The organism is Pusillimonas sp. (assembly GCF_035515275.1).
Classification (GTDB): Bacteria; Pseudomonadota; Gammaproteobacteria; order Burkholderiales; family Burkholderiaceae_B; genus Pusillimonas.
In genome coordinates this window covers 1-14,728 of sequence record NZ_DATJBQ010000052.1, presented here as the reverse complement: position 1 = coordinate 14,728, position 14,728 = coordinate 1, and the positions used below count along the sequence as shown (strand labels likewise).

The following is a 14,728-nucleotide window of genomic DNA, read 5'->3' as shown; positions in this document are numbered from 1 at the left end:
CGCATGTTCCTCGTAATATGCGTTGCCGTCATCCCTTCGTTTGCAGGGCTGATCTTCTACGTCTACCAGCAGCGCGATTACCTTACGGAGTACAGTACCGAAAGTGCCGAGCGGTTCGTGCAACTGGCCGCCCACGATGAAAGCTGGCTGTTCAGCAGCACGCGAGCCATGTTCCAGACCATTTCGCACATGCCGCTTGTTCGTGCAGGCGATTGGGGCCAATGCCATGTGTTCATGCGCAATTTGCTCAGCGAGCAAATCGGATACCACGACATCGGCCTCATGTCGCCTTCAGGTAGAAGCATGTGTTCGGGCCTGCGCTCGCCTGAAACTCTGCAGGAAACCGGCTTTTTTGATCGCGATTATTTCCAGCGCGCCCTGCACGAGCCCGGCATGGTCGTCAGCCAATATCATGTGGGCCGCATATCGGGCAAACCGGTGATCCTGGTGGCGCAGGCCCTGCGTTCCCCGGATGGGCAGCCGTGGGCGGTGCTATATGCCTCGATGGACATTACCGCGATGGTGCGGGCTCGCCATGCCTTGCAACACACCGACCAATCGAGCATCACCATACTGGACCGTAACGGCGTGGTGCTTAACAGCGTCCCGCCGCGACCCGACATTACTACCGGCCAAGCCTTGAGCGATGTCGCACTGCTCGAATTGCTGCAAAGTAACCAGAAGAAATCCGCAGTACTCAAACGCCGCGACGGCAGCGAATGGCTTGTCAGTCACGCCAGTACGGGCACCGATGCAGACCCCAGGGCCCTGACGGTGGTTTATCAGCACCCCACCGACACCGCGCTTGAAAATATATACCGCACCCTTTGGATAAGCGGCACCCTGGCCCTGTTACTGGCACTGCTTACGCTGGTTCTGGGTTGGGTGGGTATACAGACCATCGTAGGCCGCAACGTGCGGTACCTGTCTACTGCCGCAAAGCGGCTAAGCGAAGGCAAGTTTTCCACGCGCGTGGCGCATATGGTGTCGGGCCAGGAGTTTACCGATATTGCCAGGCAGCTTGATCATATGGCGCAAGCGATAGGCCGACAAGAATCCCAATGGGAGCGATCGCTGCAGCGCCAGCAGGGGCAGAACAAAATCCTGCAGATGATCGCGCGAAACCGGCCGCTGGACGACACCCTGAACGCCCTGGCTCATGTAACCCAGAATCAAATTGAAGGCGGCCTGGTCTCGATTATTCTATTGGCAACTGATGGCGTCCACATTCAATCGTGCATTGCGCCCTCACTACCCGACCACTACGTCGAAGCGATAAAGCAAATGGTTTGCGACCCAACTGTGGGCACGTGTGGTCGCGCTATCGCCAATAACCAGTTGGTGGTCACCCCCGACATCGCTGCCGACCCTTCGTGGGAGCCCATACGCGACATTGCACTGGGTAACGACCTTTACGCCTGCTGGTCTCATCCTATTGTCACCGCCGATGAGAAAGTGGTGGGCGCCTTGGCCGTGTATTACCGTAAACCCGGAACCCCCGGCATCGAAGAGCTTCAACTTAGCAAGATGGCAACCGAAGTTGCCTCAATGGCTATTGAGCACAACCGCCACTACGAGGCCCTGAGATATCAATCACGCCACGACGTATTGACCGGCCTGTATAAGCGCGAAGTATTCGCCGAACGCATCGAAGCAGCGATCGAGGCGGCGGCCTCAGGCAATCAGCAGCTGTACGTGCTTAGCCTTACCTTGCATGGTTTCAAAGAGCTCAACAGCACGCTGGGCCACCGTTATGGCGATGACTTGCTGCGCACCGTGGCAACGCGGTTGTCCAGTCTCATGGGTTCGGCCGGCGAAATCGGCCGTTCCAGCGATGACGAATTTACGTTTTTATTTGCTGAAGACGCGTTGAGCAGCCCCATACAGGATATCGTTCAGGAAATCCTTAACGAGGTGCGGCGGCCGATCTCGCTTGACGGTACCGAAATCCAGATTAGCGCGAGCATAGGTATTGCCGTGTATCCGACATCGAGCACAGAGGTCGAGGGGCTGATGCGCCACGCCGATAGTGCCATGCACCGGGCCGAGCGCGAAGGCAGCGGATTCGCCGTATACGATGCAACACGCCATGAACGCACGCCGAACCGGCTGTTGCTGCTGTCTGATCTGCGCCATGCACTGGATTCGGGCCAGTTATTTTTGCACTATCAACCGCAAATCAGCCTGCGTCGGCGCCGTACGGTGGGTTTCGAAGCGCTGCTGCGCTGGCGCCACCCCGAAAAAGGCCTGATACCGCCCGGGCACTTCATGCCGGTTGCAGAGTTCAGCGACGTAATCCATCCGCTTACCTTATGGGTGCTTGACCAGGCATTGGGGCAATGCCGCCTCTGGCATAACAAAGGTCATCCCACAAGTGTCAGTGTCAACGTTTCGTCCCGAAACCTGCTCAACCCAGACTTCCCGACGCAAATCCAGACCCTGCTCACCCGGCACAACCTGCCCGCTCATTATCTTGAGGTCGAGATCACCGAAAGCGCATTCATGGTCGATGCAAGCCGCTCAATGAATGTGCTGCATCGCATACGCGCGAACGGCGTGCGCATCGCCATAGACGATTTCGGCACCGGCCACTCGTCGCTCTCGTATCTGCACAAACTGCCGGTCGACAACCTCAAGATCGACCAATCGTTCATTCGCGAGCTGGACAGCAATAAAGAAAGCCAGACCATTGTCGACTCGATTATTGGTCTGGCCCATAACCTGAAGGTCAGTGTCACTGCCGAGGGCGTCGAAGACCAGCAAAGCCTGATAAGGCTGCTGCAGCTGGGCTGCGACTTTGCCCAGGGCTATTTGATCTCCAGACCTATTCCCGCCGCTGACGCCGGCTCCTGGCTCGAAGACAACCACTGCTGAGCACAAAAAAAACCCCAAAGGCGAAACCAGGTTCGACCTTTGGGGCAACCCTGTCTATACAGGGTTTTGGGGCAGTACCGCGCCCCGCTTATGCGACCGCAACCAACTTTTGCAGCTTGGCGTCGTCGTCCAACAACTCCTGGCTGGGAGAATCGTGCACGATGCGTCCACGGTCAAGGACAATGGCGCGCTCGGTAAGCTTGAGCGCCATGCGTGCATGTTGCTCGACAATAATGACCGACAGGCCGCTTTCTTTGACCAGGCGGTCTACCACGTTAAGCAGCTCTTGGACAATGATGGGAGCAAGCCCTTCCATCGGCTCGTCAAGCAGCAACAGACGCGGGTTGACCATTAGCGCCCGGGCAATGGCCAGCATCTGCTGCTCGCCACCCGACAACTGGTTGCCCATATTGTTACGACGCTCTTCAAGGCGCGGGAACAGCTGAAATATCTTTTTAACGTTCCAGTCACCAGGACGCGCCACCACGGTCAGGTGCTCTTCGACCGACAACGAGGGATACATATGACGCTCTTGAGGCACCCAACCCAGACCCGCCTGAGCCCGCTTATAGGTGGTAAGGTTGGTAATGTCGTTACCACGCCACGACAATTTACCTTTATGCAATTGCGTCAAGCCCATCATGGTCAGCAACAGCGTGGTCTTGCCCATGCCGTTGCGGCCCAGCAATGCCAGGCTCTCGCCTTCCTGAATGGTCAGCGAGATGTCTTCAAGAACCACGGCCTCGCCGTACCCTGCGGTCACGTGCTCGAGTACGAGCAGATCTTTTCTGTTGCTAGTCATGCGCCGCCTCGCCCAAATAAACTTTCTTGACACGGTCATCGGCCGCGATCTCGGCCGGAGTGCCTTCGGTTAGAACCGCTCCCCCCACCAGCACCGTAATGCGCTCGGCAAAACGGAACACCAGCCCCATGTCGTGCTCGATAAACACCACGGTGACGTCGCGGGGCAGCTGCGAAATAACCTCGAAAAGTTCGGCGCTGTCGGTAGACGGAATACCGGCGGCCGGCTCGTCGAGCAGCAGCACTTTGGGTTTTGTGGCCAACGCCAGGGCGATCTCGACCAGGCGCTGCTTGCCGTATGGCAAATTGCGCGTGACGGTGTTGATGTCTTGATCGAGCCTTAGCGTTGAAAGCAGTTCAATCGCCTCTTGAATCGCTTCGGGCTGTTGGGCAACTGTACGGAACCAATTGCGGTACAAGCCTTCGCGTTCACTGATCACCAGCACGACCGATTCAAGTACGGTCAGCCCCAGAAACAAGGTATTGATCTGGAACGTGCGTGTCATGCCCAGTTTGACGCGTTCGTGCTGAGGGCGAGCGGTAATGTCTTGATCGCCGTAGAACACCTGACCCGATGTGGGCTGCAAGGCACCCGTCAGAAGATTGATCAGGGTGGTCTTACCCGCCCCGTTAGGGCCGATGATGGCATGACGGCTACCCGGCTCGAACTTCAGGGTGATGTCTGAATTGGCCCTGAAGGCGCCCCACTCTTTGGTAATGCCTTCGGTGCGTAGTGTTGTGCTCATGCCTGGCCTCCTACGTTTGCTGCCCGGGCGCGACGACGCTCACGCCAGGCGTCCACCGCACCCAGAATGCCGCCACGACCCACCATGACAATAATGACCAGGAACAGACCGATCCAGAATTGCCAGTACACGGGATTGATATTGGCGATTTGGTCCTGCGCGATCATGAAGACCAGTGCGCCGATCAGCGCGCCATAAAGCCGGCCCGTACCGCCCAGCACCAGAATAATGAGCAAGTCGGCAGACCGCAGGAATCCCAGCGAGTCAAGCCCCACGAATTGCGTCGTTTGCGCCAGCAAGGCACCCGCAATACCCGCAATACCCGCACCCAAGGTATACACGACGATCAGGCGTCGATTAATGTCGGTACCGATAGCAGGCATGCGCTTGCCGCCTTCGCGGATGCCGATAAGGCTGAGGCCGAAGGTGGAACGCGCAATGCGACGCACCAGTACGAACACAACGAACAACACCGCGAAGCTGTAGAAGAAACCGGTATTGCCTTGCAGGTCGAACTCGAACATGCCCAGCAGCGGCCACATCTGGATGCCCCACAAGCCGTCGACGCCTCCTGTGATGAAGGCGGCCTTATTGGCGGCCTCGTAGAGCATCAGACAAATGCCCAGGGTGACCATAAGGCGCGTAAGATCGTGCCCCCGTACAACCAGGAAGCTGGTTAAAAAACCGAATATGGCGGCCACGATGGCGCCAAGCAGCATGCCGCTGATGGGCTCGCCCCAGCCATGAACCGAGAGCAGACCCGCGGTGTAGGCTCCCAAACCGAAAAACGCCGCGTGCCCCAGGGACACAACGCCCGCGTAACCCAGGATGAGGTCAAGCGAGAGCGCGAACAGGCCGAGAATCATGATCTGGCTGGCAAGGACCAAGTAGCCCTTGAACAGGAAGAACGCCACGAAAGGCAGCAGCCAGAAAATAATTTCGTACTTGCTCCAGCTTGCGTTGGGTACGCGTGGCACCGGCAGCTTGTCCGAAATGGACAGCGAAGAAAGAATTGATTTCGTCATGAACGCCTCGAGATGAGTCCGGAGGGGAAGAGAATGAGCAGCACGACCATCAATGCGTAGATGACGAACGCCCCGACGGATGGCACATAGTACTTACCCGCCACGTCGAACACGCCAAGCACGATGGCAGCCAGCAAAGGCCCGGTGATGGTGCCCGCGCCGCCTACGGCAACGACAATAAGGAAGTACACCATGTACTTGAACGGGAAGGTGGGGTCCAGACCGAGTACGTCGATACCCAAGCCGCCGCCCAGGCCCGCCAGGCCTGAGCCCAGGGCGAAGGTTAGGCTGAAGACCCGACTGACGTTGATACCCAGCCCCGCCGATGCCTCTTGGTTATCGACCGAGGCGCGAATCTGCGCACCCAGACGGGTACGTTCAATGAGCAGATACAAGCAGAAGGTAACGGCAACGACGACGGCAATCAGGAACAGACGGTAAATACCCAGACCGACGCCAAAGACCGAGACTTGTCCGCGCAACCACTCGGGCAGATGCACCGGCTGTTGCGAAGGGCCCCAGACATAAATGCCTGCAGCCACCACCATGAAGGTGATGCCGATGGAAAAGAGCACCTGATCGAGGTGATTGGCACGATAAAGGCGCCGATACAAAGTACGCTCGAGTACGAAGCCGACGATGGCGGCGCTAAGGAATGCGGCAGGCAAGGTGACCAAAAACGGCACGCCCAGGCGGTTCATGAGCTCGACCGCCACATAACCACCCACCATGGCAAACGCGCCATGCGCCAGGTTGATGAAGTTCATGAGGCCCATGGTTACCGAAAGCCCCACACTTATCAAAAATAGCAGGGCACCGTAGGCAACGCCGTCGAACAAGACGCCAAGAAAATTTCCTAGCATGGCGGCCACCCTGTGCACCAGCGGAACGCAATCCCGCTTTGGGCATATCTATGCGGCATGATGAATTCACTCCCCATTGTTGAAAATAACTAAAAGTATCAGAACCAGAATCGCTGTAACGAGACACAGACGCCTTCTCGGGAGGGGTTCAAGGCCCCTGCCCTGGAACTGAAAGCTTCTGTGCTTGTTGCGTTAATGCTGTCGAACTACCGGTTACGCGTCCGGAAACCTAGCAAGGACAGCCCCGCGCCGGGCGGGGCCAATTGACAAAACTATACCTTTTACCCCTAGATATCAAGCACCAGCATGGGGCTCTTGGAGCGCGAACAGCACGGTGTGAACTGATCGTTGGCTGCGTGCTCGGCGTCGGTAAGATAAAGATCGCGATGATCGGGCGTGCCTTCGAGCACCCGGGTAAGACAGGTGCCGCAAACCCCCTCTTCGCACGACACGGGGATGAAGACGCCCGCGTCGTCCAGGACCTGGGTAATGGGCTTGTCGGCCGGAATGCTGAACACCTGGCCCGTGCTGGCAATTTTGACCTCGAACGACGTGTCACCACTGGTGTCGACTTCGGCGGCGCCGAAGTATTCGAGGTGGATGCGCTCGGACGGCCAGCCGGCCTGCTTGGCGGTATTGACGACAAAATCGATATAGCCGGTGGGGCCGCACACATATATATGCGTGTCAGGCTGCGGATTAGCCAGCAGGGGGCCCAGATTGAGCTTTTGACTGTCGTCGCCGTTATCGAAGTGAAACTGCACTTTGTCGGCAAACGGCGAGCTTTGGATGGCCTCGCGGAAAGCCATGCGCTCGGGAGTGCGCGAGTTGTAATGCATTTCGAAATCGGCGCCGATGTGACTCAAGCGACGCGCCATGCACAAGATGGGCGTGACACCGATGCCGCCGGCAAACAGCAAAGAGCGCTTGGCCTGGACGAGTTCGAAGTGGTTCTTGGGCGTGCTGATGGTAATGATGTCGCCCTGTTTGATTTCATCGTGAACGGCAATGGAGCCGCCCCGTGATTCAGGGTCGCGCAGCACACCAATAATGTATCGATGCTGCTCGGAAGAATCGTTGAGCAGGGAATACTGGCGAACAAGCCCTTCTCGGATGTTGACGTCGACATGAGCGCCGGCGCTAAAGGAAGGCAGCGGTTTGCCATCGGTGCTGGCCAGTTCCAAGCTGACGATTTCTTCGGCTTCCTGTACCTTATTGACGACTTTGACAGTGAGTTGACTCATAGAAATGATCTACGTTTGCGGTTCTGCCCGCATTGCTGCGGGCCGGAGTACCGGCCCGCAATCTTTGATTGATGTATCAGGCGGGCTCGGCGGCTTGCTGCTGTTCGGCCTGCACCATGCGATCGATGATGCGACGTGATTGTACGCCACCCGTATCGATATTGAGCATAAGCAGACGACGGTCGGGGTAAGCCTTGAGGTTGCGCTGCTGCGACTCTAGCACCTCGAGATCTTCGGCAAATATTTTACCCTGTCCGTCGCGGATTGCCTTGGTTAATTCAACATCTTGCGGCTTGAAGCTGCGCGCCATGCCCCAGAAGTACCAGTGTGAGGTTTCAGTTTCGGGGGTAATGAAGTCGACCACGATGGCTGCCGCCTTGTAGGCGGGATCAGCATCGAAGCCGCCCTTTCCGGCGTGCGCCACGCCCACGTCGATAAGAATATGGCTGGGCGGTGTGAAGCGCGAGATCTGCCAACGATCGACCGGCACATCGTCGGCGAGGTCATTGTAGCGCAAGGCCGCGCGCCAAAAGGGCGGCGCGATGATTTTCTCCATATAGCGGCTGGTAATGACCGTGTTGCCCTCGACCTTTGTATGGACAGGCGATTCGTCGATTTCGTCTTGACCGATGCTGGTGGTGTGAACGTAGGTTTCGTGCGTCAGGTCCATGAGGTTGTCGATCATGAGGCGGTAATCGCAGTTGATGTGATACAAGCCCCCGCCATAAGCCCACTGAGGGCTTTCAGCCCACTCGAGATGAGGAATGAGCGACACATCGGCCAGGGAGGCCTCGCCGGGCCATACCCAGATAAAACCGTATCGCTCAAAGACCGGATAGCTTTTTACACACGGAAAGCCCCCCACCCGCTGCATGGGCATGGACACCGTTTTACCGTCGCAGCCCATGACCAGGCCATGGTAGCCACACACCAGATTACCGCCTTCAACATAGCCCAGGGACAAGGCCGCGCCACGATGCGGGCAGAAATCCTCGACCGCACAGACCTTGCCTTCGTGGCCGCGGTAAAACGCAATACGCTCGCCGCAAATTTGCCGCCCAAGCGGTTTGGACTCGATTTCGTCGGGGGTACAGGCTACGTACCAGGTGTTTTTCGGAAACATGGTTGCCTCACTGGGTAAGCACATTCAGTGCACTGAATCTATAACTGGATTTTACTGCTGTGAGTTCCTGGCGCAACACGGGATAACCCTAGATTTCGGGCTGCTCGGCAGCCGGCTCTGGCGAGCCAGGTTTGGGCTGGGAAAACGGGGCGCGACTTTTCAGGTTATTGATCTGCACAAGCTTGTTCAGCAATACCATGAACTGCTCTTGCTCTTGCGCGCTGAAGCCTTCGAAGATGCGGTGGTGCAGCCGCGAGATGCCGGGGACGGTGCTTTGCAGGAGTTCTTGGCCGGCGTCGGTAACATACAACGCGCGCTGACGCCTGTTGTTGGGGTCAAGATACCTGACCAGTAGTTTCTTTTCCTCGAGCCGAATCGCCACGCTGGCAGCCGTGGATGTGTCAATCGCCACAAGCCCCGCGAGTGTTACCTGGTCGACACCCGGATACTCGACAAGTGTGCGCAAAACCGCATATTGAATAGGCGTAAGCTTTGCGCCTAACTCATCATGAAAAATAGACGCCGAAATTTGGTGGGCGCGCCGTAACAGGTGCCCTGGTTGCGTGTAAAGATCAGTCGGGGCCTGATCGGCTGCCTCTTTGCTCATTGATTTGTCTCGTTCATGCTTGAATGCTTGTTGTGCTTATTCTAGCAACCTCTTGCAACTTTCAAACTGAACGAGACCCTGAACCCAGAGACGACAAATTTATAGCCCCGGATACGGCTGACGAATACGCTCTCTACAGCAAAAAAACCGGTCAACCCAAACGGGCGCGACGAAACATAATCGGCGATTCTCTGACGTGCTCGACAAAAAATCGGCTGAAGTTGGATGGGTCCTTGAAACCCAGGTGGTATGAGATCTCGCCCACTGACATGGCTGAATACAGCAGCAGCCGCTGGCTTTCCAGCACCATGCGCCGATGTGCGATTTTCTTGGGCGATTCGCCCGCGACTTCGCGACAGGCCCGATGCAAGGTGCGCTCGTTGACCGAAAGCATTTCAGCATAACGAGCCACCGACAACTGCTCAAGAAAATGTACTTCCAGCAGCGCGCGGAACTGATCATAAAGCTGCCGCCGCCCCAGCATGTCGAAGCCTTGCCCAGGACGATCCCGAAAAAACTGGGCCAGATGCCCCAGTATGCGCAACACACTGGCCGACAACATGGCGCCCCCGCCCCGCGAAGCTTCAGCGCGCGGCGCAGCGATGACCTCCATGGCGGAACTGACGTCATGCAACATTGTCGGGTGGTCCTTCAGATCGACGACCTGAGGCTGCGCAAGAATTGATTCAAGCAACGTTTCGCCCGAGAACTCGACCAGCTCGCGCACGTAGGCGTCGGAGATGGTCAGCACGCCCCCCGAAGATCGGGGCGCATAGCGAAAGCTGTGCACGACGAGCGAAGGCACCAAGACCAGAGCAGGTGCACAAAAAGCCTGCTCACCCAGATCGAAGCTGACATGCCCCTGGCCGGATTGAACCAGCACCGCCTGGAATAAGTCTCGGTGGCGATGGGGGAAGAGCTCCCAGTTGTATTTGCGGATGCGGGTGGAGATGGTTTCGACATGCACGAAACGAAACTCGCCGCCCGGCATACGCCCGTCGTAGTGAATGAACGGCGGCCCTTCCATCGCGTTACCCGAGGCGACAACACACCGCGCGCGGCGCGGCGTTCACGCCCGGCCCGCCTACCCTTGCGCCGCTGTTCATGGCTCGGCAACAGACGCCGCCCCGATCACCTTTTGAGCGACCGAAGCGGCCTCGAGTGCCTGCGCCTCGTGGAAGCGCCGCGCCACAATCTGCATTCCATTGGGCAAGGCCACACTGGGAAGCCCCAGCAGATTGACCCACGGTATATTGCGCATCTGATCAAACAGCCGTTGGGTTCGTGCGCGATCAAGCATGTGGTCAAAATCCAGAGCCGGGGTGTCCATGCCGGCAACCGGACACAGCACCAGTGGATGATCTTGCATCCATTGCGCCACCTCGCGCTGAAGCTGCCGCCTTTCTATAAACGCCTGGATGTAGCGGCGGACCTCAGAGCCCAGGTTGTAGATACCAAACATCGCCTCGATATGCTGACGATTGCTTTCGCCCAGCAAATGCCCGAATTCAGGCATGCCGGTTTGCAGCAGTTCTGTGCCGATGATCTCGGCCCAAAGCTCGGGCGCACGTCGCGCATTGGGGATAGCCGCATCGACGACCTCGTAGCCGGCATCGGCCAGCATGCGAGCGGTCTCATCAAGCCGGGCGGCCACTTCAGGTGAGACCAGAGCGCCGGTCTCGTCGAGCATGCGGGCAATGCGCGGGCGCCCTGTGTTTGGCCCATCGCCCGCAAGCGGTACGGGCACGGTCGCCGGATCGGCCCAATGCGGGCCGGCAATGACTTCGTATACCAGCTGAAGGTCTTCGACGCACCGCGCCATGGGGCCGATGCAGGACATGAGGTCGACCGTGGGGGGGCCGTCGAACGGCGGCAGCGTAGGCGCAGCAGGGGTTCTACCGGCCGAGGGCCTTAAACCGTAAATACCGCAGAATGTGGCAGGCACGCGAATCGAGCCACCATAATCAAGCCCCATGCCCAAAGGTGCCATGCCCGACGCAACCGCGGCCGCGTCGCCGCCTGATGAGCCTCCGGCACTTAACGAGGTGTTGCGCGGGTTAAGCGTGGCCCCATACAGATGACTGATGGTGTTCCAGCGTATCTGCAGGTCGGGCTGGTTGGCCTTTCCGACCACAATGGCGCCGGCCTCTCGCAAACGTTGCACCACCACTTCGTCGGAGGGTGAGCGGCGGTCGGCCCAGGCCGGCAAGCCTTCGGTGTGCTTCATGCCCTGCACGTCGTAGTGTTCTTTGATGCTGATGGGAATACCGTCGAGAGGCAGGCTTGCGCGCGCCTGATGATGGGCATCGGCCTGGCGCGCCTCGGCCAGGGCCGCATCGGCCCGCAATTCGACCAGCGCATTCAGTTTGGGGTTGACTTGCTCGATACGGGCAAGGTGGGAACGCATCAGTTCTTCGCGGCTGATTGTGCGAGCGGCCACGAGCTCGCGCATACGGGTGGCGGTGAGACGCCACAAGTCGTCCTTCATGCTTGTCTCCTGTTATGAATGCCTATGCGCTACAGGGCATTTATGCCCAAAGGCTAAACTTAATCGACCTTGCCCTCAAGCCCTGCGAACTCGCCCACCGTGTCGGGGTCGGAAAGAAGGGCCGGGTCGATCTCTTTGATAATGGTGCCTTTTTGCAGCCACAGTACCCGGGAAGCCATGGCGGCGATGAAACCGATGTCTTGCTCGACAACCAACACAGCCAGCGCGGTTTCATTGGCACGGCGCACCAGATAATCTTCGATTTCGTCGACGATGGAGGGCTGTATGCCCTCGGTGGGTTCGTCAAGCAGCAGTAAGCGGGGGTTGCCGCACAAGGCACGAGCAAGCGCCAGTATCTGTTGCTCTCCGCCGCTAAGCGCCCCACCCTTGCGCTCAAGCAAGCCGCCCAGAATAGGGAACTCGTTAACCGCCTGCTCGACGGCCGCGTTACGGTCCAGGCCCACGGCGGCGGCCCCGATGGCCAGGTTTTCGCGCACTGTAAGTGAGCCGAATATGTCTCGACCCTGCGAGACATAACCCATGCCCAGACGCGCCCGCTTGTGGGTCGGGTAATGGGTAATGTCGCGCTCAGCCAGCACTACCCTGCCCCCCGAGCTGGGAATATGCCCCACCAATGCCTTCATGAGGGTGGTCTTGCCCATGCCGTTGTGCCCCAGCACCCCCACGATTTCGCCGGCCTTGACCTGAAACTGCACAGTGCGCAACACAGGTATCGCCCCGTATCCGGCCGACAAGCCCTGGACATCAAGCAATGCTTTGCTGGTGTTCATCGCGCCTCCCGGCCATGCTGCCCCAGGTAAGCCTGGCGCACCTCGGAGTTGCGCACAACAGCGTCCATGGTGTCTTCAACCAGCACCCGACCACGATGAAACACCGTGACCCTTTCGGCAATGCGTCGTATGAAATGCATGTCGTGCTCGACGATGATGAAGCTGCGTGTGCCGCGCATGTCTTGCAGCAAAGCAATGGTTCGCTCAACTTCGCCGGCTGTCATGCCGGCAGCGGGTTCGTCAAGCAGCACCAACTTTGGGTCGTTGATGAGGATCATGCCAAGCTCGACCCATTGCCGATGCCCATGCGCCAGGCTGCCGGCAGGAATATGCGCCTGCGATGCCATTTGGATGCGATCAAGCATGGAATCGACGGCTTCGGCCGCCTGCCGTGCGGTCATGCCGTAACGTGCGGCGACCAGCAGGTTTTCACGCACGCTAAGGCCGTTGAACAGATTGGGCACCTGGGTCTTTATACCGACGCCCATGCGGGCAATGGCAAACGAAGGCAAACCGGTAATGTCTTTGCCGTACAAGCTGATGCGGCCCGAAGTCGGCTTGAGTTGCCCCGTCAGCATCTTGAAAAAAGTGCTTTTGCCGGCGCCGTTGGCGCCGATGAGGCAGCGTAGTTCGCCCTCGCGGAGTTCAAAATCAACCCCCGCCACCGCCGCCACCCCGCCAAAGGTGCGCCACAGCTCGTGCGTCTGAAGAATAATGCTCATGGGGCGCCTGTAGGAATACGCGCCGGCCGAGCGCGTAAGCGATTGCGAATGGCCGGCACGATGCCGTTGGGCACCAGCAGCACCGCCACAATAAACAGCGTGCCAAGCGCGATTTCAGGGCTGACGCGCGAGACGCTGCCGAGCCAGGTGGAAAGCCCCTGCACCAGAAAACACCCCACAATGGGCCCGAGCAAGGTGCCCAAGCCACCGAACAGTACCCATACCACCGCCTGCGCGGTAAATGAAAGCGAAAATACGGTAGGCCCCACCGACGCTCCCCAGGCGGCGTAAAAAGCGCCGGCCAAGCCGGCGATGGCGGCGCCGATGCAGAACACACCTAATTTGTAGTACCGCACGTCGTAGCCCAAAAGCTCGGCTCGCAGCTCGTTTTCGCGTATGGCCTCGACCACCCGGCCAAAGCGCCCCGCGACCAGCACACGCAGGCCCAGGTAGACCAGCAGCAGAGCCAGGGCCGCTACGTAGTACATGCCTTCAAATGAGAACACGTGGGCTGGATTGAACGGGTTGTTTAGCGGCGGCACCGCTGGAATACCGTTGTAGCCGCCCAGATGCGCCTTGCCGAACTGATACGCTGGCCCCGAGGCGCTGTTGATGAGGCTGAGCAGGATCAGCGGAATGGTTAGGGAAATGACGGCAAAGTAAACGTCGCTGATGCGGCCGAAGAACGTGAAATACCCGATAAGCACCGCCACAGCGGCGGGAACAATTACAGCCGCAAGCACCGCCCAGGTGCTGTCGCCAAGATTGACCGCCAGCAATGCGTAAACATAGGCGCCTATGCCAAAAAATGCCGACTGCCCCAGCGCCAGTATGCCGCCCATGCCCCACACCAAACCCAGGCTTAACGCCAGCATGGCCAGTACGGCAAACACCGTAAAGTTATATAGCGTGTAGACCTCGGCCACCAGGGGAACGACAAATATCAGTATCAGGGCCGCCAGGGCCGACAGCCAGAACGCCGGGCTTACCAGTTCGCGCATCAGATGCCCCGCTTGAAAAACCTGCCGGTAATGCCCGAGGGCAACACGCGCAATAACACGATGGCAGTGACCAGCAGCATGACCTCGCCAAATACCGACGTACTGAGAAATGTGGTGATTTGGCTGACCGTACCCAACAGCGCCGACGACAGAGCCGACCCGGTAAGCGGCAATGCACCGCCCAAGATGACCGTTATGAACGCCTTGGCAATATAGGTAAGGCCGCTGATGGGCAATACCCCGGTCAAGGGCGCAAAGACCGCGCCGGCCAGACCCGACACCGCCGCACCGATACCGAAGGTGATGGAATACACACGCTTGACATTGACCCCCAGAGCCGAGGCCATGGGAGCGCTTTGCATGGTGCCGCGGGCAATCAGCCCGAAAGGCGTATGGCGCAGCAACAGGTACAACACCAGGCCCAACGCCACGGCCACCCCAAT

14 protein-coding genes and 2 pseudogenes are annotated in these 14,728 nt (G+C 58.6%); 2 read left to right on the top strand and 14 right to left on the bottom strand.

Features of this window, described 5'->3' with window-relative positions; translation table 11 throughout:
- Positions 1-3: 3 nt before the first annotated feature.
- Positions 4-2,874: a bifunctional diguanylate cyclase/phosphodiesterase gene (locus tag VL003_RS03665; protein WP_325439684.1), complete on the top strand. Its 2,871-nt coding sequence runs from the start codon at positions 4-6 to the stop codon at positions 2,872-2,874.
- An 88-nt stretch (positions 2,875-2,962) separates the two neighbouring features.
- On the opposite strand, the gene VL003_RS03660 is transcribed toward VL003_RS03665, so the two are convergent.
- The 6 genes from VL003_RS03660 to VL003_RS03635 all read right to left on the bottom strand — a co-directional run bounded on the left by VL003_RS03660 (position 2,963) and on the right by VL003_RS03635 (position 8,328).
- Positions 2,963-3,676, bottom strand: a complete 714-nt coding sequence (locus tag VL003_RS03660) for an ABC transporter ATP-binding protein (RefSeq protein WP_325439682.1) — start codon at positions 3,674-3,676, stop codon at positions 2,963-2,965.
- Positions 3,669-4,421 carry an ABC transporter ATP-binding protein gene (locus VL003_RS03655; protein WP_325439680.1) on the bottom strand — a complete coding sequence of 251 codons (753 nt, stop codon included), beginning with the start codon at positions 4,419-4,421 and terminating at the stop codon, positions 3,669-3,671. The genes VL003_RS03660 and VL003_RS03655 overlap by 8 nt, the downstream gene beginning before the upstream one ends.
- Positions 4,418-5,446, bottom strand: coding sequence for a branched-chain amino acid ABC transporter permease (locus VL003_RS03650; protein ID WP_325439678.1), 1,029 nt, complete (start codon positions 5,444-5,446; stop codon positions 4,418-4,420). Before VL003_RS03650 ends, VL003_RS03655 begins: the two co-directional genes overlap by 4 nt.
- Positions 5,443-6,309: a branched-chain amino acid ABC transporter permease gene (locus VL003_RS03645; protein ID WP_325439676.1), complete on the bottom strand. Its 867-nt coding sequence runs from the start codon at positions 6,307-6,309 to the stop codon at positions 5,443-5,445. The genes VL003_RS03650 and VL003_RS03645 overlap by 4 nt, the downstream gene beginning before the upstream one ends.
- A 287-nt stretch (positions 6,310-6,596) precedes the next feature.
- Positions 6,597-7,553, bottom strand: a complete 957-nt coding sequence (locus VL003_RS03640) for a PDR/VanB family oxidoreductase (protein WP_325439674.1) — start codon at positions 7,551-7,553, stop codon at positions 6,597-6,599.
- A 76-nt stretch (positions 7,554-7,629) separates the two neighbouring features.
- Positions 7,630-8,328, bottom strand: coding sequence for a hypothetical protein (locus VL003_RS03635; RefSeq protein WP_414708231.1), 699 nt, complete (start codon positions 8,326-8,328; stop codon positions 7,630-7,632).
- On the opposite strand from VL003_RS03635, the pseudogene VL003_RS13435 reads away from it, so the two are divergent.
- A pseudogene (locus VL003_RS13435) lies at positions 8,209-8,514 on the top strand (hypothetical protein); the annotation flags it as partial. The gene VL003_RS03635 and the pseudogene VL003_RS13435 sit on opposite strands and share 120 nt — an antisense overlap.
- Here VL003_RS13435 and VL003_RS13430 read toward each other — a convergent pair.
- The 8 genes and pseudogenes from VL003_RS13430 to VL003_RS03600 all read right to left on the bottom strand — a co-directional run.
- Positions 8,401-8,676 (bottom strand): annotated as a pseudogene (locus tag VL003_RS13430) (Rieske 2Fe-2S domain-containing protein); the annotation flags it as partial. The pseudogenes VL003_RS13435 and VL003_RS13430 overlap by 114 nt on opposite strands.
- A gap of 88 nt (positions 8,677-8,764) precedes the next feature.
- Positions 8,765-9,283: a MarR family winged helix-turn-helix transcriptional regulator gene (locus VL003_RS03630; protein WP_325439670.1), complete on the bottom strand. Its 519-nt coding sequence runs from the start codon at positions 9,281-9,283 to the stop codon at positions 8,765-8,767.
- A gap of 151 nt (positions 9,284-9,434) precedes the next feature.
- Positions 9,435-10,310 carry a helix-turn-helix domain-containing protein gene (locus VL003_RS03625; protein WP_325439668.1) on the bottom strand — a complete coding sequence of 292 codons (876 nt, stop codon included), beginning with the start codon at positions 10,308-10,310 and terminating at the stop codon, positions 9,435-9,437.
- Positions 10,311-10,385: 75 nt separating this feature from the next.
- Entirely contained in the window at positions 10,386-11,771 is a 1,386-nt protein-coding gene (locus VL003_RS03620) for an amidase (RefSeq protein ID WP_325439666.1), read from the bottom strand.
- A gap of 59 nt (positions 11,772-11,830) precedes the next feature.
- Positions 11,831-12,562, bottom strand: coding sequence for an ABC transporter ATP-binding protein (locus tag VL003_RS03615; RefSeq protein ID WP_325439664.1), 732 nt, complete (start codon positions 12,560-12,562; stop codon positions 11,831-11,833).
- The gene (locus VL003_RS03610; protein ID WP_325439662.1) at positions 12,559-13,284 is read right to left on the bottom strand and encodes an ABC transporter ATP-binding protein; all 726 of its coding nucleotides are present in this window, start codon (positions 13,282-13,284) and stop codon (positions 12,559-12,561) included. The genes VL003_RS03615 and VL003_RS03610 overlap by 4 nt, the downstream gene beginning before the upstream one ends.
- Entirely contained in the window at positions 13,281-14,285 is a 1,005-nt protein-coding gene (locus VL003_RS03605) for a branched-chain amino acid ABC transporter permease (RefSeq protein WP_325439660.1), read from the bottom strand. Before VL003_RS03605 ends, VL003_RS03610 begins: the two co-directional genes overlap by 4 nt.
- The coding region (locus VL003_RS03600) for an ABC transporter permease subunit (protein WP_414708230.1) at positions 14,285-14,728 on the bottom strand (444 nt) is incomplete at its 5' end. The genes VL003_RS03605 and VL003_RS03600, both read right to left, overlap by 1 nt.